At 67.4% G+C, this 20,596-nt stretch carries 14 protein-coding genes; 6 read left to right on the top strand and 8 right to left on the bottom strand.

Annotated features, from left to right (window positions below; genetic code table 11):
- Window position 1 precedes the first annotated feature (1 nt).
- Window positions 2–1,570, bottom strand: coding sequence for a type I-E CRISPR-associated protein Cse1/CasA (locus ABGB08_RS48760; RefSeq protein WP_347605501.1), 1,569 nt, complete (start codon window positions 1,568–1,570; stop codon window positions 2–4).
- A gap of 31 nt (window positions 1,571–1,601) precedes the next feature.
- Between ABGB08_RS48760 and cas3 the strand changes: the two genes are divergently transcribed.
- The 4 genes from cas3 (at window position 1,602) to ABGB08_RS48740 (ending at window position 6,951) form a co-directional block, all read left to right on the top strand.
- Window positions 1,602–4,652 (top strand): CRISPR-associated helicase Cas3', encoded by a 3,051-nt coding sequence (gene cas3, locus ABGB08_RS48755; protein WP_347605499.1) that lies wholly within the window; start codon window positions 1,602–1,604, stop codon window positions 4,650–4,652.
- A 995-nt stretch (window positions 4,653–5,647) separates the two neighbouring features.
- Window positions 5,648–6,067, top strand: coding sequence for an AraC family transcriptional regulator (locus ABGB08_RS48750; protein ID WP_347605497.1), 420 nt, complete (start codon window positions 5,648–5,650; stop codon window positions 6,065–6,067).
- Between the two features lie 10 nt (window positions 6,068–6,077).
- A complete protein-coding gene (locus tag ABGB08_RS48745; RefSeq protein WP_347605494.1) occupies window positions 6,078–6,548 on the top strand; it encodes a VOC family protein in 471 nt (156 codons plus the stop codon).
- Between the two features lie 46 nt (window positions 6,549–6,594).
- On the top strand, window positions 6,595–6,951 hold the full coding sequence (locus tag ABGB08_RS48740) for a YciI family protein (RefSeq protein ID WP_347605491.1): 357 nt from the start codon (window positions 6,595–6,597) through the stop codon (window positions 6,949–6,951).
- Window positions 6,952–6,961: 10 nt separating this feature from the next.
- Here ABGB08_RS48740 and ABGB08_RS48735 read toward each other — a convergent pair whose 3' ends face one another.
- The 5 genes from ABGB08_RS48735 to ABGB08_RS48715 all read right to left on the bottom strand — a co-directional run bounded on the left by ABGB08_RS48735 (window position 6,962) and on the right by ABGB08_RS48715 (window position 14,363).
- The gene (locus ABGB08_RS48735) at window positions 6,962–7,210 is read right to left on the bottom strand and encodes a hypothetical protein (RefSeq protein WP_347605488.1); all 249 of its coding nucleotides are present in this window, start codon (window positions 7,208–7,210) and stop codon (window positions 6,962–6,964) included.
- 156 nt (window positions 7,211–7,366) lie between these two features.
- Entirely contained in the window at window positions 7,367–8,713 is a 1,347-nt protein-coding gene (locus ABGB08_RS48730) for a hypothetical protein (protein WP_347605485.1), read from the bottom strand.
- Window positions 8,714–10,351: 1,638 nt separating this feature from the next.
- Window positions 10,352–11,683 (bottom strand): serine/threonine-protein kinase, encoded by a 1,332-nt coding sequence (locus ABGB08_RS48725; protein ID WP_347605482.1) that lies wholly within the window; start codon window positions 11,681–11,683, stop codon window positions 10,352–10,354.
- Window positions 11,683–13,170: a serine/threonine-protein kinase gene (locus tag ABGB08_RS48720; protein WP_347605479.1), complete on the bottom strand. Its 1,488-nt coding sequence runs from the start codon at window positions 13,168–13,170 to the stop codon at window positions 11,683–11,685. The genes ABGB08_RS48725 and ABGB08_RS48720 overlap by 1 nt, the downstream gene beginning before the upstream one ends.
- 71 nt (window positions 13,171–13,241) lie before the next feature.
- Window positions 13,242–14,363, bottom strand: a complete 1,122-nt coding sequence (locus ABGB08_RS48715; RefSeq protein WP_347605476.1) for an MFS transporter — start codon at window positions 14,361–14,363, stop codon at window positions 13,242–13,244.
- A gap of 258 nt (window positions 14,364–14,621) precedes the next feature.
- Here ABGB08_RS48715 and ABGB08_RS48710 point away from each other — a divergent pair, with 258 nt between their 5' ends.
- Entirely contained in the window at window positions 14,622–17,852 is a 3,231-nt protein-coding gene (locus ABGB08_RS48710) for a CHAT domain-containing protein (RefSeq protein WP_347605473.1), read from the top strand.
- Between the two features lies 1 nt (window position 17,853).
- On the opposite strand, the gene ABGB08_RS48705 is transcribed toward ABGB08_RS48710, so the two are convergent.
- Window positions 17,854–18,771 (bottom strand): hypothetical protein, encoded by a 918-nt coding sequence (locus ABGB08_RS48705; protein WP_347605470.1) that lies wholly within the window; start codon window positions 18,769–18,771, stop codon window positions 17,854–17,856.
- A gap of 66 nt (window positions 18,772–18,837) precedes the next feature.
- Here ABGB08_RS48705 and ABGB08_RS48700 point away from each other — a divergent pair, with 66 nt between their 5' ends.
- Entirely contained in the window at window positions 18,838–19,770 is a 933-nt protein-coding gene (locus tag ABGB08_RS48700) for a tetratricopeptide repeat protein (protein WP_347605467.1), read from the top strand.
- A 150-nt stretch (window positions 19,771–19,920) separates the two neighbouring features.
- Here the strand turns inward: ABGB08_RS48700 and ABGB08_RS48695 are convergent.
- On the bottom strand, window positions 19,921–20,596 hold a 676-nt coding region (locus ABGB08_RS48695), incomplete at its 5' end, for a carbohydrate-binding protein (RefSeq protein ID WP_347605464.1).

Genomic DNA, 20,596 nt, shown 5'->3' with positions numbered 1-20,596 from the left:
ATCACTCCGAATAGGTCTTGAAGGTGCGCTTCCGGGCAAGCTGGTCAAGCAATTCCTGGCGCGCTTGGACGGTGGCGCGCCAGCCACGCGTGTTCGGGGGCAGCGCACGCAGCCGTTCATCGAACGCGTTGATGGCGATGGCGCGCATGGTGGTGGCGTGGCGGCGCAGGGAATCGACGCGGTTCGCGCCGTTGGCGACCTCGCGAAGAAGATGATGGAACGGTGCTCCCGCTCGGGCCCAGACTTCGTCGGTGGCGTCGAAACGCCCGGTGAGCGTCTTAGTGTTCTCCCGGTTGCGCGCGGGATAGGCGTACCTGCAGGCAGTAGCGGCGGCACGCTGGACAGCTTGGACAGCTTCGTCGGCGAGTTTGACACCGTTTTCGGCCGCGTTACGGAGTTCAGGGGCTCGGTGCGAGTTGTAGGGGAACACGTCGCGGACCCAGCCCCGTACCTTCATATTGTCGGCGTCCAAGCCCACAACAAGCAGGCTCAAATGCCGGTCAAGGGTCGCGATCAGCGTGAACAGGCTCGTACGGCCCGATTCCAGGCTGGCGGCGTAGATGGCATGCGCGTCGCGCCACAGCGCCTTGCTCAGACTGGCCTGCATGGGCCTGGTCGAGACGTAGACCGCATCATGGTCGTTGGCCTGGGTGGAGATCATCTCCCCTGCACCCATCAGGACACGATCCACGACCACGTCATCAGGTGACTCGACGCCGCTGCGGGGGCGCAGCAGGATGGAACGGCCCAAAGCGCTGTGCCAGTCCGCTGGCCCTTTGGGAACGCGAGGTTCCCGCGTAGAGGCGAATTTCCTCCGCTCCACCCCGGCCGTCCAACTGGTGTTCAGGCTTCCCCCCTGCGACGCCGTGCACAGGTTGAGGCGCAGCGTATCGGCCACGGAGTCGCCAATCGCCAGAACTCTTGCCCTCGCACCTAGCCGGCCCACCGACCCGTACGTGAACGGTCTGCCGAGCGCGCCGGAGACCGACCCCATCATCCGCCCGCCCAGCCCGTAGGCGTGCTGAGTGATCATCGCCAGAAAGGCGTCACGCGCCATCACCGGTTCACGATCATGGAGGTGGACATGATCGACGAACTGGTTATAGTCCTTCGCACGTTCCAGAAGCAGCTGGACCGGGCTGTATCCATGCTCGGCCACGTGGTCGGCGAGCAGCTTGTTTTGCCCGTACGGTCGTACAGGGTCGAAGAGATCGAACAGGCCGCGATTCTCTGGACGTATTAGCCAGTCGACGACCGGTTCGAGCGACTTGCGTTCCTCTACCCAGGTCTTCCAGATGCTGGGCCGCTTGGGCGTGAATCCTGCCGCGTGACAGATGGCAAGGAGCAGTTCGTAGAGCGCGATCTCCGTTCCCGACGACGGATGACTGATCGCGATGTCGTCCTCAGCGTGGACGATCGCTTCGACGATGGATCGCTGGACAAGATCCGGTCCGGATTTTGTCAGTGCTGGGATGCATCCTTGGACGGCTAGGTCGAACACCGGCCGAGCTAACTCATCTTCCGAATTGCTCACTTCATCACACCAGCCGACTTGGTAGGAATGGAGCAAGGCTGTGGACTCTACGCCAACGCCGGGCGGCATGTCCTCCGAATCCGAACCACACCTGCTGGTGTGGGGCAAGACAGACCTCAACGGGATCAACCAGAAGGCAGGACGAGCGGCCTGGAACCCTCTGCTCGCCCACGCGCTCGACACCGCAGCCGTCACGCTGCTGCTGTTCGACGGTTACCTGTCCGACCCCGTCCGCCATCTGCTTTCCGAGACGTTCGGTCGAGGAGACCTAACCCGGGCTCGCAGGATGATCGCCTTCCTCGCCGCGCTACATGACATCCCCGGCAAGGCATGCTCGGAGTTCCTCAGCTTGTTCTACCCAAGCCGCGACAAGCACGGCCTGCGAGCCGCCGCCGGACGTTGGGAAGAGCAGGCGCGAAAAGCCGGGCTGCCCCTGGTATCCCGTCTTGAGCAGCACCCGTCCATCGCCCATGCCAGGGTGACCGCCCGATTGCTCCCCCAGCTTCTCGGCTGCGCCTGTCAACGATGCGAATCCGACGGCGTGAAGTCGCCGACCCTCCACATGATCGGTGACCTGCTCGGCGGACATCACGGACACATCCCGGACCCGGATCAACTCGGCGGAGTAAGCATCGATAGCGGCGAGAATTGGGAGGAAATCCACCAGGCCCTCATCAGCGACCTCGCACGGCTATTGGGCGTCGATCAGCGCGACGTCCACGAAACCGTCACCAAGCCTGCCCGCCCTGCCGCGATGCCTCTGTTCGCAGGCCTGGTTGTCCTCGCCGACTGGCTCGCATCCAACGAGTCGTTGTTCACCTACCGTGACGTGACGACCCCGATCCTCGATTGGTGGGCCGCATCGCGGCGGGAAGCGGCCCACGCCGTCGACAGCCTCAACCTACGCCGGTGGCCAGTAGAGCACGCCACGTGGAAAGCGCTGTTCGGCGAACAGCATGGACCTCGCCCCGCTCAGCGCGCGGTCATGCGGCTACTCCCCCAGAGCGGGCCAGCGATGGTCATCGTGGAAGCCAGCACCGGTAGCGGCAAGACCGAAGCCGCCTGGTGGGCGGCCCACCACCTGACGCGCACCAACGGCTATCACGGCATGTACATGGCACTGCCCAGCCGCGCATCAACCGAGCAAGCAGCCATGCGCGCCGCGACGTTCGTCAGCGCCAGCCTCTCCGGCGACACCGCACGAGCCAACCTGGCCATCGTCCACGGCACGGCCGCGGCTTCCGCAGTTGCCGAAGAACTCCTCCAAGCCGCCGCTTCGCCAGGTTCGACTGTCACAGCCGATGACATCAACCTGAGCTGTGGCGACGAACTGCGGGCCGTGCTGGACGAATGGTTTCTGGCCAGCAAGCGTGGCCTGTTATCCCCGTTCGGCATCGGGACCGTCGATCAGATCGTGCTCTCAGTCCAGAAGTCCCGCTTCTGGTTCCTCCGGCTGTTCGGTCTGGCCCAGAAAGTCGTCATCATCGACGAAGCCCATGCCTACGAGCTCTACCAGCAGACACTGCTCAGCCAGGCAGTGACCTGGCTCGCCGACGCCGGAGCCTCGGTGGTCGTCCTGTCAGCCACCCTCCCCACTGCGGCCAAGGACCTGCTCATCGACGCCTGGTGCCTGGGCCGCAAGGCACCTCTGAACCAGCACGATCAGACCGCCAACACGATCACCGTCATTGACGCGAACGGCACCGCAGTCGGTGACACCCCCGAGCCCCTCGCGGACGACGCCGCCCAATCGTCCGCTTCGTACGACGGAGCGCTGGAGCTCATTACCCCAAAGGAATTCAAAGGACCCAACGGCTCCAGCTTGGAGCAGCGATGGGCTCGAACGCTCCTGGAAGAGATTCGAAACAAGGGCATCGTCGCGGTTGTACGCAACCGGGTGGACAGCGCTGTAGAGCTCTACACGGCGGTCTGCGACCTCGCCGAAGAATACGGGTGGACGGCCGAAACGGAAATCTTCCTGATCCATGGGCGACTCCTGGAGCGCGATCGCAACCACATCCAGCAGCATCTGATCAACGTCCTCGGTCCACACCCGAAAGGAGAATTACGGGACACCGAGCCCAACCCACAACGACCTACCCGAATACTGGTCATCGCCACCCAAGTGATCGAACAGTCTCTCGATCTTGACTTTGACCTAATGATCAGCGATCTGTGCCCCTTCGACCTGGCCATCCAACGCCGCGGACGTGTCCGCCGCCACCGCGTCAACGATCCTGGGCGAGCATCTCACCTCGATGGCATCACTCCGCTGCGCCTGCTGTGGCTCCCCTCACCCACTCAAACGCCACTGGTCACCTCCCCCGACAACATCGACGGCGCCGTCTACGCGCCCTACCTGCTCGCGGCCACCTGGCACGTCCTAACTGAGGATCACAAGGCGCCTCGTCGGCAGATCATCGGCCCTGACCAGATCCCCAAACTGATCGAGACCGTGTATGGAGAACAAGCCGTTCAGGTTCGCACACCTGAGTTGAACGCCCTCCTTCAGGCCACGTGGCGGGACATGCAAAGCAAACTCGCAGATGAACGCCGAGAAGCCGAAGAGAGGATGGTCACCGCGTACTACGACTACGACGATGACGGCCCCGAAGTCGGAGACCTATCCTCCGGCTGGCTCAATGGCGAAGAAACCGACGCGAGCCTCCCGGTCCACCTCAGCGCGCGCTCCCGCCTCGGAGCCGACAGCCACGACATCGTCTGCCTCTTCAAACAACCCGACGACAAACTCACTTGGGATCAAACCGGACAGAACCCGGCCGACCTGAAGTACTACGATCGCGCCAAGCATCCCGCCCAGTACCGCGAGCAACTCAGACAACTTCTCCTCAACACCATCCGCATCCCGCACCGCTGGTTCCAGCAAGGCACCTGGCCATCCCCCGACAAATGGCCCCCCACCGGAAACGGCCCTCTCCGCACCCGGCCAACTCTGCTCTTCGACCCCACCGGCACATGCATCCACGGCCTCCCTGGAAAAGTCACCCTCACCCAGGAAACCGGCCTCCAGAGGACCGGCTCACACAAGCCCCCCACGCGCACGCTATCGTCGACCAAACCCAAGCCCCTTGGAATGACCCGTCGGCCGGTGCGATGAACCAAACCACCAACGACATCCTCCCCGCATTAGCGGGGTACCCGACCTGCTCCCAAACGACTACGGCAATCACAGCTACTCGCCGATAGACGAACAGGTCACGAAGGGTGCTCCCCACGCCCGTGGGGATGAACCGTCGGGGCCTTGCGTCCACCGGATGCCGCCGCGGTGCTCCCCACGCCCGTGGGGATGGTCCCGTGGGCGGCATGGACAAGTCCCAGAAGATCATGTGCTCCCCGCGCACGCGGGAATGGTCCCTTCATGCCGACACCGGCCAGGCGCTCGTGCTCGTGCTCCCCGCGCACGTGGGGATGGTCCGGTCTGGCTCGAAGGTCTCGAAATCGTCGTGCCGTGCTCCCCACACGCGTGGGGATGGTCCGCAATCGTTGACCCTGAGCAGCCCCCACAGGCGTGGGGATGGTTCGGCCCGCTACTTTCTGTCAACGGCGGGCCAATCGTGGTTCTGGCACATATTCCGTGAAGCCAGCCCTGCCGGGTGCTCAGCGATCAACGTCCAGCCACGTCTAATCAGCTGCTACTCGGATGCCGAGGTGCGCTACTCATCAATGAAGGCAGGCTCGTCACGGAATGTGTGCCAGAACCCAATCGTGACCCCCTGAAACACAAGCGCCCTCAGGGGGTCAGTTTTGCAGCGCCGTCGACACCAGACTCGCGCACGGAACGCCGGTGCTCCCGCGCACGCGGGGATGGTCCCACGTCTCCCGCTGTGATCAACGCGCCGTTGGCGTGCTCCCCACGCGGGCGGGGATGGTCCCCGATCTAGCGCATTGACGCTTCCGGTCGGCATGTGCTCCCTGCGCACGCGGGGGTGGTCCCGACGTACCCATTGAGCGGCTCCGCTTCAAGATGTGCTCCCCGCGCACGCGGGGATGGACCCGGCCGAAGGGCTCGCCCATTTGCTGACGGACGGTCCATACCATGAGCTGTGGTGTCAGGCTGATGTCGAGGCTGGAAGGTGGGGCGTGATGGGTGGTATGAGCCCGCAGGAGGATGAGAATCGGCGGCTGTTGCGGGCGCGGGATGCCATGGATCGTGATTACGCGAAGCCGCTGGATGTTCCTGGGGTCGCTGCCATCGCGTTCATGTCGGCGGCGCACTTCAGTCGGACCTTTCGTGCGGTCTTCGGGGAGACGCCGCATCGGTACTTGCAGCGGCGGCGGATCGAGCGGGCCATGGCCATGCTGCGGGAGACGGCGATGCCTGTCACCGACGTGGCGCGCGAGGTGGGTTTTGAGAGTCTCAGCAGCTTCATCCGTACCTTCCGGTCGGTCGTCGGCGCATCGCCCACCGAGTTCCGTGCGAAGGCGGTGCCGCTCTCGGTGCCGATCTGCTTCGTGAAGGCCTGGTCCAGACCGAGCAGTTTTGGACAAGCCGAATCTGGCGGGAGCACCTAGCCTGGGCTGCATGTTCAAGCAGATCAGCATTCACTCAGTACGCGTACTCGACCAGGACGCAGCCCTGGACTTCTATGTCGGCAAGCTCGGGTTCGAGGTCGCCAGCGACGTCGACATGGGCTTCATGCGGTGGCTGACCATCGCGCTGCCCGGCGACCCTGGCCGGGCAATCCTCCTGGAGGTGCCCGGACCGCCGGCGCTCAGCCCTGAGGTGGCCACTCAGGTGCGCGACCTCGTGACCAAGGGCGCGATGGGTGTCGCGGCCATCCTCACGACCAACGACTGCCGGAAGACCTACGAAACGCTGAAGGCGCGGGGTGTCGAGTTCACTGAGGAACCCGTCGTCCAGCCGTACGGCATCGACTGCGCGCTCCGTGACCCGTTCGGCAATCACATCCGGATCACGCAACTGGCCGAGCAGCCCCGGGAGGTCGACGAGGGGGATATCGCGCGCTGGGGAGGCAGCCCTCGGAACGACTAAGAGCAGGTCGCCTGGCCGTACGCCATCCGAGGCTAAGGTCGATGTCATGAAGTTTCTTCTGATCATCTACGGCAACAAGGCGTTCTGGGACTCGATCCCGGCGGACGAGCGCGAGGCGATGATCGCCGAGTTCGACGCGTTCAACGCCAGGCACATGAAGTCCGGCGAACTCCTCGGCGCGTACGGCCTTGCCGACGTCACCGAAGCGAAAACGGTCCGGGTCCGGGATGGTATGCCCGTCGTCACCGACGGGCCATACCTGGAGGCTAAGGAATACCTGGCCAGCACCTACCTCCTGGACGTCGCGGACGAGGCCCGCGCCCTGGAGATTGCCGCCGAACTGCCCGCGGCCGCCCTCAGCCAGGTGGAATTCTGGCCGATCCTGCACGAGGCATCGCCCTGATTCTCGCGGATCAGGTGTGCATGGCGCCGACGCGGTCGACGATGGCGGTGGCGCCGGCTTTGCGGGCGCAGTGGGCGCAGCAGAACCATCTGCCTTCGTCTTCGACGCCGTGGCCCACGATGCGACAGGAACAGTGCTCGCAGATGGGTGCCATCCGCGTGATCGCGCACTCGAAGCTGTCAAAGGTGTGGACTACGCCTTGGGCGTGGATCTCGAATGTCATGTCGTAGTCGTTGCCGCATACTTCGCAAGCCGCCATGGTCCCCCCCGGATGTTGATGCTTACGGCGGATTTGGTACCCGTTCCAGAAGGTGATGTGGGCGACCTTGCGGAACGCTGGCGGCCTTGGGGTGAATTGTTTGCCGCCACCCGCTTCGTCTTGGAAGGTGGGCCGAGTCGAAGCGGGTGAGGGCCTTTACAAGGCTTTGAGCACGGTGGTGATGGTGGTCTTCGCGCCGTTCAGGGCGTCGCGGAGGTCCATCAGGGTGGAGTCGGGAGAGTTGATGGGGGTGTCGGCGGGGCGATCGCTGCCGCCGAAGAGGATGTAGACGACCCGGGTGCCCTGGAGTGCGTAGATCTCGTAGCGGGCCGAGTAGGCGGTGTCCGTCTTCTGTTTGATCGCCTGGCCGTAGTTGTCCTCGCCGATGCCGGGGAGCTTGGTGATTTTGCTCCAGGCGATGCCGCCGATTCTGGAACTCGCGGTGAACTTGGTCTTGCCACGTTTGTCGATCAGGAAGAAGCGGGCGGAGTCGGCGTCGGGGAATTCGCGGACGCTGACCATGAGGTTCCGCCAGCGGATCTTGCCGTCGGCGACGGGCATCTTGTCGTTCCACCACTGGCACTGGATGTGTTCGGCCTTGCCGTCCTTGCTGGTGGCCGCCTCGCCCTTGGTTTGCGGGACGAGTTCGGCGGCGACCTGGTTCAGCGCGACGCAATGCGGGGGAAGGTCGATGAGCACGGGCTTGGGGCTGGCGGTCGGGGTAGGGCTCGGGCGAGCCTTTCCTGCGAAGGGAGACGGTTTGCCCTGCTGCCAGGCGGTGACCGACTGGGCCAACTGGCCGAGCAGGACCTTGACCTCGCGGATCGCGTTCGCTTCGGTGATCGACTGCTTGGTCTCGGCGGAGAAGAGGTCGGCTTCCTTGTGCTGCTGGCTCGCTTCGTACTTGACCTGGAAGGTGATGTTGCCGACGCGGCCCATGCCCTGGCCGAAGGAGTAGTGGTAGTCCTTCTCGCGGACCAGCTGGTACTGGGCGACGGCTTCCTCGCCTACGCCGGTGAACTTGGTGGGCTTGGAGTAGTAGCGCTCCTTGGTGGAGTTGTTGCCGCCGTAGGTGTATTGGCTGAGTTCGCCGTTGAACTGGATTTTGGCCGCCTTCTCGGCGGTGGTCTCGCCTAGGGCTTCGTACCGGGCGACGTTGACGACGATCTCGCGGCTGCGGGTGACGTCGCGGTAGGAAATATTGCGATTTGCCCAGGTGCAGGTCCAGCGGACGTAGCTGACGATCGTGTCGGCCCTGTTGTCGCTGGTACGGGAGTCGATCTTCGCTTGGGGGACGAGGCGTTCCGTTTCGACGGGGTCGAGCATGCCGCACACGTCGGCGTTGGCGCCTGCGTTCGCGGCGGCCGACGTCGTCGCCGAGGGGGCGGCGCTACCGGAGGATGTGGCCGCGACCGGGGTCTGGTCGCCGGCTTGGGTCTTCATGAACACGAAAGTGCCGCCGGCCACGAGGAGCACGACGACCAGCGCCAGGACGGGCACCACCCAGCCACGCCGCTTTCGCGGCGGCCCTTGCCAGCCGCCGCCTGGCTGCGTGGTCCCCGGCCAGGGCCCGCTCCCGGACCCCTGCCACTGGCCTGCCATCTGGTACGGCCCCGCATCCTGCCCGGACGGGTGCCACGGCGCTCCCGAAGGAGGGGGAGGCTGAGCCCCGCCCGACCAAGGTCCAGGCGCGTCCGGCGGTTGCGGCCCAGCTGGCCGAGGCCCTGGCGCGCCCGCCTGCGGAGGACTACCCGGCCAGTGCCCATGCGCGTCCGGCGGCTGTGACCCACCCGGCCAAGATCCAGGCGCGTCCGGCGGCTGCGGACCGCCCGACCAAGATCCAGGCGTGTCCGGTGACTGTGGACCACCCGGCCAAGGCCCCGGCGTGTCCGCCGGCAGAGATCCGCCCTGAAAAGATCCGGGCGCATCTGGCGATTGCGGATTGCCCGGCCAAGCCCCCGGCGCACCCGGCTGCTGAGGGTTGCCCGGCCAAGATCCGGGCGCGTCCGGTGACTGTGGACCGCCCGGCCAATGCCCTGGCATGTCCGGCTGGGGATGGCCGCCCTGCCAAGATCCGGGCGCGTCCGGTGGTTGCGGGGCGTCCTGTTCCCGGCCTGTGGCAGATCCTTCAGCGGGAGGGCTGGAGAGCACATGTGGCGGCGTGTAGATGGGGAGTTCGTGGAGCTTGGTTGGCTCGTCGCGATCGTTGGACGGTGCTGGTTGGGGCCAGCCGGGAGCGACGGGCGGTTCGTGCTGCCGACCTGGCGGGGGTGGTAACGGTGGTCCATCCCGCCATGGTTCTTCCGCGTTCTGGGCGGCGCGGGGTTCGGGGCGTTCGCCGGGGTCGGCGGCGGAGGGCCAAGGGATCGGGCCCGAAGGCAAACGTTCAACCGGTCGGGTGTCGGGGTCCGAATCCTGGGTGTCGTCAAGAGACTCGGCTGCCCCGAACGCCGAAGGTGGGACAAAATGACCGGTTGGACTCAGGCCGGGCGCGTTTTCAATTGACGGATCAGTCCGCTCTTCAGATCGGAACTCCGCGGCGGCGTCAAAGTACCCGCCCGCGGCTCGTGTCGTCGGCACGTCAAATGAGGGCCAGTCCGCGGCGGACTCTGGACGGTCATCCGCGTTTCGCCCGAAATTCGGGCGCAGGATTCGGGCCGACTGATGCGCGGAGGTGTCCTCGGGCGCAGGCTCGGATACACGACCCCGGCTCGGCTCAGGAGGCGGGCCGAAGGGCAAGTCGGAATTGTCCAGCCTTCTGGTCGCATCTTCTCGGTGATCATTCTCTTCGGAGGCCGTACGCGAAATGTCGTGGCCGCCGTAAGAGCGACTTTCAGCCATAGCGTCGGACTCAGGCGCAAGAGACTCGGGCTCAGGAGAATCAGGCTCGGACCCGGAAGAGGACCCGGAAGCGGACTCCGAGCCGGGTTCGATGGACTCGGACTCTGTCTCGGCGAGTGGCTGGCCGGACTGTTCGGGATGGGGTGGCTCAGGTGGAGGGTCCGGGGATGGCGGTGGGGGGAAGTAGGAGCGGGGATCCGGGTTGGGTTCGTTCAGGGGGCGGCGCGGCGGAGGCTTGAACGGGTCCCATGGGGTGTTCGGCGGTGTGGTCATGAAGGGCTCCTGGAGGGTGGGAGACGGCTAGCCGAGGCCGACGCTGACGAGGGTGGCGGCGTGGGTGGCGGCCTGCCAGGTGGGTGATCGCTCGGAGGCGTCGGGCGCGGCGACGCCCGACTGCCGGTAGGCGACTTCGACGATCAGATTGCTTTGGCGGAACCACACGGACGTGCCGGTGACTCCGGGCTCGCTGATGTTCCTGGTGAACGCGCCCTGGGCGAGCGTGTACTCCTCGGCCGCCCCGCCGGAACGGTAGCCGTCGAACGCGCGCGCGGCCTGATTCTCGGCAGGGTTCAAGTGGTAGGTGATGGTCAACGTGGTGTTGGTACGGTGCTGCGCCCACCCACAACTACCCCCATCCTGCTCACCACGATCCGCGCCATCACCGAGAACCTCGTTCGCCTGCCGGGTGGTGAGCCCCTCGCACGGATCCGGCAGAGCCGAGAAACGCCCCGGCGTGTCCTGATCACTGCCCAGATTCCAGGCGGCAAGCCCCGCCGCGACACCAAGGGCCACGGTCAGCGCGCCGATCGCAACCAGCCGTCCCGTTCTTCTCGGCCGTACGACAACGGGAGGCGGCAGCAGGGACTGCAGCATGTGCCGCGCGGCCGGGGCGGGCGGGCGGCGGGAGGGGTCCTTGTCGAGGAGGGCGAGAATCACGCGCGCGAGCCCGGGGGTGGCGCGGATCATCGGCGGCGGCTCGTGCATGAGGACGGCGGCGAGCACGGCGGCCGGGAGTTCCCGGTGGAAGGGCCCGCGGCCCTCGACGGCGGTGTAGAGGGTGGCGCCGAGCGACCACAGGTCCGACGGCGGGCCCGCGGGTTCCCGCCGGAACCGCTCGGGAGCCATGTACGCCGGAGACCCCGAACTGTCGGCCGGATCGGAGCCGAGCGGCGCGGCGATACCGAAGTCGGCGAGCATGGCCCGGCCGTCCTCCCCGATCAGGACGTTGGCGGGTTTCACGTCGCGATGCAGGATGCCGTTGTGATGGGCGAGCGCCAGCGCGTCCAGGATCGACAGCCCGATCTCGGCGACCCGGTTGGGCGGCAGCGGGATCAGCTTGTCCAGGGAAGTGCCGGGCACCAGGTCCATGATGATCCAGGGCTGCCCGTCGTGCGGCACCACGTCGTGGATCATCACGATGGACGGGTGGCTGAGCCGTCCCGCCGCGCGGGCTTCCTGCAGGGCGCGGCCGGTGTATTCGGCGAGTTCGCCGGGGCTGAGACGAGCCGGGACGCGCATCTGCTTGACCGCGACCTCACGCCGCAGCAGCTCGTCGTGGGCACGCCAGACGGTCCCCTCGCCGCCTTGGCCCAGGGGTTCGACAAGCCGATATCGGCCGGCGAGCAGGTTCACTACGCCCGGCTCCACAACGTGTCGGCGGCGACGGTGGCGGCGTGTTCGGCCGCGGTGCGGATCTGCTCGGGGGTGCGGGTGCCCAGATCCGCGTACTCGATCTTGCCGACCAGGTCGCCCAGGCGGAAGAAGACCAGGTTGCTGAGCACCCGGCCGTCGGGGGAGCTCACGTCGCAGGCGTAGGCTTCCTCGCCGACGCCGGGCAGGGTCCGGGGGCGGGAGATCACGACCTCTTGTTTGCGGTCTGCGCCGATTTCGTACCAGATGAATTGGCCTTCGCGGAGGCCGTTGTCGGATTGGCGGCGCAGTGCGGCGAAGAGGGTGCGGGCCGAGTCGGCGGTCAGCGCCCAGGGGTCGGGGGTGTCGGAGTCGGTCAGCGGGTCGATGCGGAGGCCGGTGCCGTCGACCGTCCACTGGCAGCCTTTCTCGATCTTCCGTCCGGGGGCGGTCTGGCCGAGGGCGGAGGTGATCTCGGGAGCGGGCAGTGCCGTACAGAGGTCGACGGCCGTGGCGAACGTCGGCGAGGAGCGGCGGGCGGGCGGTTCTTCGCCGCCCCAGGGGACCACGAACGCGGCTCCGGCCAGGAGGGGGACGGCCACCGCGGCGGCGACCAGCCATCGGCGGGTACGGCGCTGCCGGGCCGCCATGGGCATCGTCACGTCCGGCATGCCGCCGCGGGCGATCTGCCGGAACAGGTCGAGGGCGGCGGCCGGTTCCGGGCGGGCGCCGGGGTCGCGGGACAACATCCAGCGTAAGAGCGGTCCGATCGGCCCGGCGGTCCTGGGCAGGGGGACGTCCTGGGAGATGGTCGCGTAGAGGACCTCCACCTGGGATCCCTTGAACGGGGGTGTGCCCTCCAGGGCCAGGTAGAGGGTCGCTCCGAGCGACCACAGGTCGGATTCCGGGCCGCCGGGCTCGCCGGAGAGGCGTTCCGGCGCGATGTATCCGGGTGATCCGATCAGCATGCCGTCGCCGGTCAGCGCGGTCGTGTCGGCGGGGCGGGCGATGCCGAAGTCGGTGAGGACCACGCGGCCGTCGCTGGTCAGGAACACGTTGCCGGGTTTCACGTCCCGATGTTGCACGCCGAGGGCGTGGGCGGCGGCCAGTGCCTCCAGCATCCGGGCTCCGATCTCAGCGACCCGCGGGCCCGGCAGCGGGCCGTGCGTCCTGACCTCGTCGGCGAGGTTGCGGCCGTGCAGCCTCTCCATCACGATCCACGGCTTGCCGCCTTCGACGAGCACGTCGTGTACGCCCACGATCGACGGATGCCGCAACCGCGCGGTGACCTCCGCCTCGCGCATCACCCGGGCGACCAGTTCGGCCCGCTTGCGCTCCTCGAGCCCGTCGGGGAAGCGCAACTCCTTGACCGCGACCTCGCGGTCAAGGGTCTCGTCCCTCGCCAGCCATACCGTACCCATGCCGCCGGAACCGAGAGGTCGGAGCAGGAGGTAACGAGAGGCCAGTCTTTCCCCGATCGATTCGGCCATAGCGGGAGGATAGCGAAATCCCGTTCGGGTGCTTTGCGGATTGCCCGGGCTGTTACTGCGGTATTGCGGGGTTAGTCGCGTTGGGTGATCGGGCGTATCGCGGCGGTGAGCAGGGGGAGGCCGAGAACGCCTAGGCAGGCCAGGGCGTACGGGAGTGGGAGTCCCAGGCTCAGGGCGGCGACGGCGAGGGGGCTGATGACGAATCCGGTGTACGAGACGACGGAGACGGTGGTCACGACGGCGCCGGTGGTGTCGTGGGTGCCGGCGTCGCTGAGGATGGCGGGCATCAGGGGGGCGAACGCCAGGCCGGACAGGGCGAATCCGGCCAGGCTGAGCCAAGGGGTGGTGGCTAGGCCGGCCAGGATTATTCCGATCGAACCGCCCAGGCCGGCGATCAGGAAGAGGGTTCTGGTGGTCAGGGTGGGGAGGGCTTGGGCGATCAGGCGGCCGGTGGTGAGGGCGGCCATGTAGGTCGCGGGGGCGGCGGCGGCCAGGACCGGGCCGGCGCCGAGGTGGTCCTCCAGGAGGATGGCCGACCATTGTTCGACCGCGTTCTCGACGATGAGCAGGCAGGCGCCGAGCAGGCCGAGGATGACGCCGATTCCCCATAGGCCGGGTCGGGGCTTCTTCTCGTTGTCCTGTTGGGTGGGGGGACCGAGCGGGAGGCGTACGGCGGCCAGGCCGGCGGTGAGGACGAGGGTGGCGGCGCAGGTGAGGACGGCGGGGGTGGACATGCCCAGGTCTCGGGCGAAACCGGCGGCGGGGGCGGCGACGATCACGGCTACCGGGAATGCGGCGTGGACCGGCTGGAAGAGCCGCCGGCCGGTCACGCGTTCGGCGCGCGCGGTGGCCATGTTGAGCGCGACGTCGACGCTTCCGCTGGTGACGCCGAGGATCAGGAGGGCCAGCGCGAGAACCCATGGCTCCGAGATGAAGCCGAGGACGACCGCGACGGCGGCCAGGCCGGCCATGGACAGGGCGAGAACCAGGCTTTCGCGGCCTCGGGCGAGGCGACCGGTGATCATCATGGCGGGGATCGCGCCGATGGAGACCGCGGTGAGGGCTAATCCGAGATCGGCTGTGGATGCGCCGAGTTGTTCTTTGATGGCGGGGAGCAGTCCTGACCAGGCGCCCCAGAAGACTCCCCAGCCGGCGCATACCGTTACCAGTCGCCATCCGACGAGGTTCCGCACATCACTACCTAGCACACAATTCCCTTCCACGCCTGGCCACAATGGATGGCCGTCGCTCGCTGTCGCGGGCACCGTACGTCGCCGACCGCTTTGGCCTCAAACCCGGATTGTCCGTCGGCGAAGCGGCGGACATCCTGTGGTCGCTCACGGTGTCGGCGAACCTCCGCCCGCTGCTGGGCGCCACCGGCTGGACTCTCTGGACGCTTATCACGGCCGCGACGACAATTATCTGCGATCGCGATGACGTGAGGAGGATCTGTGGGGGAACGGGAGAAGCTGCTCACCGTGCTGCGGCGACGCCTCGAACGGGCGCGGGAGGGGGAAGCGGCGGAACTCATGGCTGCGGAGGCCCTGGCGGACGAGCGTCGGCTGGCCGAACTGGTCGAGGAGCGCGACCTGGTCGGTTGGACCCGGCTGGGCCAGCTGTCCTGGTTCAGGTATCTGGCGGAGCGGCGGGACTCCGACCTTCGCGCCGCGGTCGATTACTGCGCTCGCGGGTACATCAACGGCGTTCGTGACGAGGATCTCCCGGAGCCGTTGTTGCCGCTGCTCGCCAATCGTGCCGTCGCCACCGCGGAGGATCTTCTCCAGGAGTTGACCGAAGTCCACGACCCGGACCTGCTCGACGATGCCGTGGAACTCTGGGAGCGGATCGCGCTCCACACGCCCGGCGACCATGAGAACTACGCGGGCCGCCAGGACAATTTCGCTCTTTCCCTGCTGCTGCGGTATCGGCGGACCGGCTCCCGGGACGACCTGGAACGCGCGGCCGTTCTGCAGCGGAGCGTGGTGGCCTCGACCCCGCCAGGTCATCAGAATCTGGCTCGGTACATGAACAATTTTGCCGAGACGCTGGCAGACCGAGCGCAGGACTACGGCTTGGCCGAGGACCTGAACGCGGCGCTCGGTTTCTACCGGGAGGCGATCCGGCTAACCCGTCCGGACGATCCGGGCATGCGGGTGTACGCGAGTAATCTCGCGCGCGCTCTGGCGTCCCAGACAGATCCCCCGGACGACGCCATCGAGGAGATCCGGGGGTCGGTGTCCGGAGCCGAGGGCGCTGAGCGGGCCGACCGGCTGAGCGATCTGGCGGAGGCGCTCCTTGGCCGGGCGGAGCGGACGGGAGCCCGGGCGGATCTGGACGAAGCGGTCGAGGCCCGCCGGGCTTCGGTCAATCTGACGGCCCTGGACGATCCCGAGCGTCCGAACCGGCTGCACCTGCTGGCGGGCACGTTGCAGGCCCGCTTCATGCGTACGAACGAGTTGGTCGACCTGGCTATGGCCCTGCGGGCGAGCGAACTCGCCGTGGCCACGTGCGCGCCTGGCCACCCGTACCGGGCCGAACTGCTCAACGGTCTCGGCGCGGTGCTGATGCTCCGTTATCCACGGTTACGGGAGGCCAGGTGCCTCGACGCCGCCATCGACGCCTTCCAGACGGCAGCGACCATTGGCCGAAATCATGGGATTTTCCACGGCAACTACGCCAATGCGCTGCGGCAGCGCTTCAAGCTGACGGGTCTCGCCGAGGATCTGGACGCGGCCATCGCGGCGGCGGAGACCGCCTTGGCCGAGGGCGGCATGGCCGGCGCGGTCCGACCGGTGCTCCGCGACAATCTCGCGCTCATGCTGCTGGAACGGTTCCAGGAAGCGCGAGCCGCAGCCGATCTCGACGCCGCCATCGCGCATGCCGAGACGACGGTGACTGAGACGGCCGGTCGCCCGGATCAAGCCGATGCGCTGCGCACCCTGGGCACGGGGCTGGAGTTGCGCTACCGGGCGACCGAGGACCCGGCAGATCGGGACAAGTCGTTCACGGCATTGGAAGAGGCGATTCGGATCGAGTCGGCGTCTCCCTCGACACGGGTCCAGATCGCGATGCTCGCCTCCGGCCTCGCCGCGCCGGATGATCCGGCCCGCGCGGCCGAGCTGCTCGATTCGGCGGTACGGCTGTTGCCGGAGACGATGCCGCGCCGCCTGGACCACGCCGACCGGCTCGCGCACACCCGCAGGGTGACCGGTGTGGCCGCCGACGCGGCGGCGCTGGCGCTGACCAGCGGCGGGCCGGACGCGGCGGCCCGCGCTCTGGGCATGCTCGAACTCGGGCGTTCCGTGCTGCTCGGGCAATTGCTGGAGACCCGGACCGACCTGTCGGATCTCGCGGCGCGGCGGCCCGACCTGGCCGAGGAGTTCATCCGGCTACGGGACCTGCTGGAGCGCCCCGAGGATCACGTCGCCGAGGCGTTCCGGAGCGGGATCGCGACCGTGAGCGATCCTTCGGCGGAACGCCGCGAGGCGGGCGAAGCCTTCACCCGGGTGCTCGCCGAGATCCGCGCGCTCCCGGGCCATGAGGCTTTCGGCCGACCCCTCGCCGTACCGGATCTGGTCGCCCAGGCCGAAGCCGGGCCGGTGATCACACTCAACACGAGCGCTCACCGATGTGACGCGCTCCTGCTCGCCACGGACGGCGTCAGGCACGTGCCGCTGCGGAAGCTGAACCTCGGCCTGCTGGCCGATCGGGCCGCGCGGTTCACCCAGGGGTTACGCGACTCGCTCGATCCGAAGTCGCGGCTGGCGGATCGGAAAGCGGGCGGGGAACGCATGCTCGACTGCCTGGAGTGGTTGTGGGACGTGGTCGCCGCGCCGATCCTGGACGCTCTCGGGTTCGCCGCCTGCCCTGGCGTCGGCGAGGTGTGGCCGAGGGTCTGGTGGGCATCCGGAGGGCTGCTCGGCAGGTTGCCCGTGCACGCGGCCGGGTATCACCGGGCGAACAACGGACAGGCAGTAATCGATCGCGTTATTTCCTCTTATACGCCGACAATTCGGGCGCTGGGGTATGCGCGTCAAGCGCCCTCCGCGAAGAAGCGCGCCCGGCCGCTCCTCGTCGTCATGCCGACCACTCCCGGCGTGCCGGGCGCGCTCATCCACGTCGAGGACGAGGCGGCGATGATCGCCGCGAGGTTCCCGGAAGCCGTGCTGCTGACCGCCAGCGGATCAGCAGGCCTCCGCCCGACCAGGGAGAACGTGCTCCGGCACCTGCCCGACTGCCGCGTGTTCCACTTCGCGGGGCACGGTTCCAGCGATCTCGACGATCCGACCCGCTCCACCCTGCTGCTCGCCGACCACACCACCGCGCCGCTCACCGTCGCCAGCCTCGGCGCGGTACGGCTCGACCGTGCCCAACTGGCCTACCTGTCCGCCTGCCGCACCGCCATCACTGAGGACTCCCACCTGGCCGACGAGGCCATCCACCTGGCGACGGCCCTTCAGCTGGCCGGATTCCCGCACGTCGTCGGCACCCTGTGGGAGATCAACGACAGCGTCGCCCGCACCATCGCCGAGTCCTTCTATGCGCGGCTGGGCGGTTCGGCGCGGGAGCGGTTCGCCCCCGAGCGAGCGGCTGAAGCGCTGCATCACGCGGTCCGCGCCGCTCGGGACCGGTATCGGCAGGTACCCAGCCTCTGGGCCGCGCACGTGTACACAGGACGATGACTCAGCGCTGCACGCCCGCTTGCAGGCTCTCCAGATGCCGCCTTCGCACCTCGTAGTCGATATGACCCGCGGGAGTCGCGGCGAGGGCTTCCCGGCTGAGATCCAGGGCCTCCCGCAGGACCTCGGTGTTTCCCGTGCCGTTGTAGTGCACGGTCAACGCGTTGCTGAGGTTGGAAAGATAGGTGCCACGGTCAGGATGGCCGTCCGGTGCCAGCTCCACGGCGGTACGGCTGACCTGGGCTGCCTCCACGATGAAGTGCAGCACCTTGGTCGAGTGGTACAGGCTCACCAGGACCCGCCCGAGATTGCTCAAGTGGGGGGCGCGGTCGGTGCTGGGCGGCGCCGGGGCGGCAATGGCCATACGGCTCACTTCGAGGGCTTCCGCCAGCGCGAACCGGTCGCCGGTGGCCGCGTGCCGCAACCGCAGGGCCGTACCCAGATCCGAGAGGCGGTCGGCGTAGTGGCGGTGCTGGGGAGCCGTCTCGGCCACGATCTGCCGCAGCAGGGCGGTCGCCTCCTCGATCCCGGCCAGGTCTCCGTCCAGCTGGTGGATGTCCAGCAGCTCGGCTGCCCGGTCCAGAGCGCGCTCTATGGAAGCTTCCTGCCGCAGGAAGTACGCCCGCAGGTCGTCGGGCACCCTTGTCGGATCGGCAGAGAACACCGGTCCGAAGAATGTCACGGCGGCATTCAGGTCGTCCCGGTCTTTGCCTTCCGGCAGATGTTCGTACCGCAGCCAGTGGAACCAGCCGAGGGTATAGGCGGCGTCGACGTCGTCCGCTGGTTCCGCCAGCGTCGCGACCAGCTTCGTGACATTCTTCGTGGTCTTCTTGTCGAACAGCGGGAGGGCGTCGCGGGTCGCCGAGTATTCCTCAAGAATCGCCCTGAGCTTGGCCATTCTCCGTATGCGTTCGTCGTTCACGACTCAAGTATGGACACCGGGGGCCCCGCGCGAAAAGATTTCCGTGACCGTCGAAGGGGGCTGGTGATGGACGGTGAATCGCTGGCGGCCGTACGAGCCCGCCTGGCGAAGTTCGAGCGGACCGGAGACCCGAGCCGCCTTTTCAAACGCAAGGCGTGGACCGAGGCGCTGCACCTCCTCGAATCGGTGTCCAGCCTGGAGAAAGAATGGGAGGCCGCGCACGCGGTCGGATGGCTGAGCTGGCAACGCTACCGGTTCCTTCCGGAAGGGGAGGACGCGGAAGCACTGGAAATGGCGCTGAACATGCTCGAATGGGCTTACCGGCACGATCCCGGAAGCGTTCCCGACGCGGTCCGCGAGCACTTCCGCAAAGGGGAGGTGGGAGAGGACACGCGCTGGCGATGGCTGGGTGACGCCAACGCGCTCAGCACCGAGTTCCAGCGGTCGCAGGATCTGGACCTGCTGGAGGAGGCCATCGTGCTCTACCGCAGGGCGGTGGACGAGCTTCCGCCCGTGCACGACCACTATGCCCCCTTCCTGTCGAACCTCGGGGCCGCCCTGCGCACCCGCTCCGAGGCGGTCGGAGATCAGGCGTCCCTCCACGAGGCGCTGCGGGTCAGCAGGCAGGCGCTGGAAGCGCCGTCCTCCCTGGAGGACGACCGCGCTCGCCAGCTCTGTAACCTCGGCCGCGTTCTCAACGTACTCGCCCGGCGTGCCGGAAAGCTCGCCTACCTCCTGGAGGCGGTCGACGTGGGCCGCCGAGCGGTGACCGCCGCCCCCGCAGACCACCCGGACCGCCCCGCCTACGTCTCCGTGCTCGCCGGCTCGCTGAATCTCCTCTACCTGCACAACAATGACGTGGCCGTTCTCGCCGAAGCCCTCGAACTGAGCAGGGAGGCATTCGACGCCACGCCTCCCGGCCACGTCGACTACGAGCTGAGAAAGGAACACCACGCGAACCTCCGGGAGGAGTACCAGGCGGTCGCGGGAGGGAAATGATCCCGTGGTCGGGCAGATCGCCGAAAATGGCGCCCGCTTGCGGTTCGCCGCGGTTGGCTCGCCCTGGCAGGGCACCTCCTCCGCCCTCCCCCGGGGCAGGCTGGTGCGGCTTAGCCAGCCTGCCGGGGGCTTCGTGCAATAGAGAGTCGGTCAGCTGAGCGTGAGTGTTCGGATTCTGAGGTCCCCCGTGAAGACCAGATACACATCTTGGGTACCGGTGGTTCTGGTCAAGGGGGCGGTTGCTGTGGTCCAGAAGTAAACGTCACCAGTGGCTGGGACCGGCACCGTCCCGATCAGGCGTCCGGTCGGGGAACCGAGGCGGACCTGGATAGAACCGCCCGCCACGGACGAAACTCCGGCGGTGATGGCCGCCGGGCCGCGCAGGTCGGCGTCTTTGAACGCGATCCAGTCACCGGTCACCGTGCCACCAACGGCCGTGCCGGTGGGCTTGGTTTCGTCGACCAGTTCGATGCCGGAGTAGTCGTCGAAGTCGCTCGCCCGGGTGAGGCGGGTCAGGTCGCGCCGGGGGATCTGCTCGCCGGGGACGTTGACGGTGGTGCGCTGCCGGATCGCGGTCGAGGAGCTGCCAACGAGGATGTCGTGCGTGGCGGATTCGGTGACGAAGCGGTTCCGGGTGACGTCCCAGAGGGCCAGGTCGGATCTGGCGACCTTGAAGCGGACCGTGGTGGACGCGCCGGGGGCTAGGCCCGTTTTCCGTAGGTGGGGATGATTGGGGCATCTTCGGCGCGGCTTGTTGATCGTGGCAGTCCGAGCCGGTAGTTCCTGAGCCTCGTGAGACAACCAGCGCAGTTCGGCGGCCCGAGTG

The sequence above is a fragment of the Acrocarpospora sp. B8E8 genome (assembly GCF_039871605.1).
Classification (GTDB): Bacteria; Actinomycetota; Actinomycetes; order Streptosporangiales; family Streptosporangiaceae; genus Acrocarpospora; species Acrocarpospora macrocephala.
This window is presented reverse-complemented; position numbering and strand designations above follow the sequence as displayed.

What these genes read in the sequence shown, in the direction of transcription:
- ABGB08_RS48750 (WP_347605497.1), top strand. Translation starts at nt 5,648, where the DNA reads ATGAGCCCGCAGGAGGATGAGAATCGGCGGCTGTTGCGGGCGCGGGAT.
- ABGB08_RS48745 (WP_347605494.1), top strand. Translation starts at nt 6,078, where the DNA reads ATGTTCAAGCAGATCAGCATTCACTCAGTACGCGTACTCGACCAGGAC.
- cas3 (WP_347605499.1), top strand. Translation starts at nt 1,602, where the DNA reads ATGTCCTCCGAATCCGAACCACACCTGCTGGTGTGGGGCAAGACAGAC.
- ABGB08_RS48720 (WP_347605479.1), bottom strand. Translation starts at nt 13,170, where the DNA reads ATGGCCGAATCGATCGGGGAAAGACTGGCCTCTCGTTACCTCCTGCTC.
- ABGB08_RS48735 (WP_347605488.1), bottom strand. Translation starts at nt 7,210, where the DNA reads ATGGCGGCTTGCGAAGTATGCGGCAACGACTACGACATGACATTCGAG.
- ABGB08_RS48700 (WP_347605467.1), top strand. Translation starts at nt 18,838, where the DNA reads ATGGACGGTGAATCGCTGGCGGCCGTACGAGCCCGCCTGGCGAAGTTC.
- ABGB08_RS48740 (WP_347605491.1), top strand. Translation starts at nt 6,595, where the DNA reads ATGAAGTTTCTTCTGATCATCTACGGCAACAAGGCGTTCTGGGACTCG.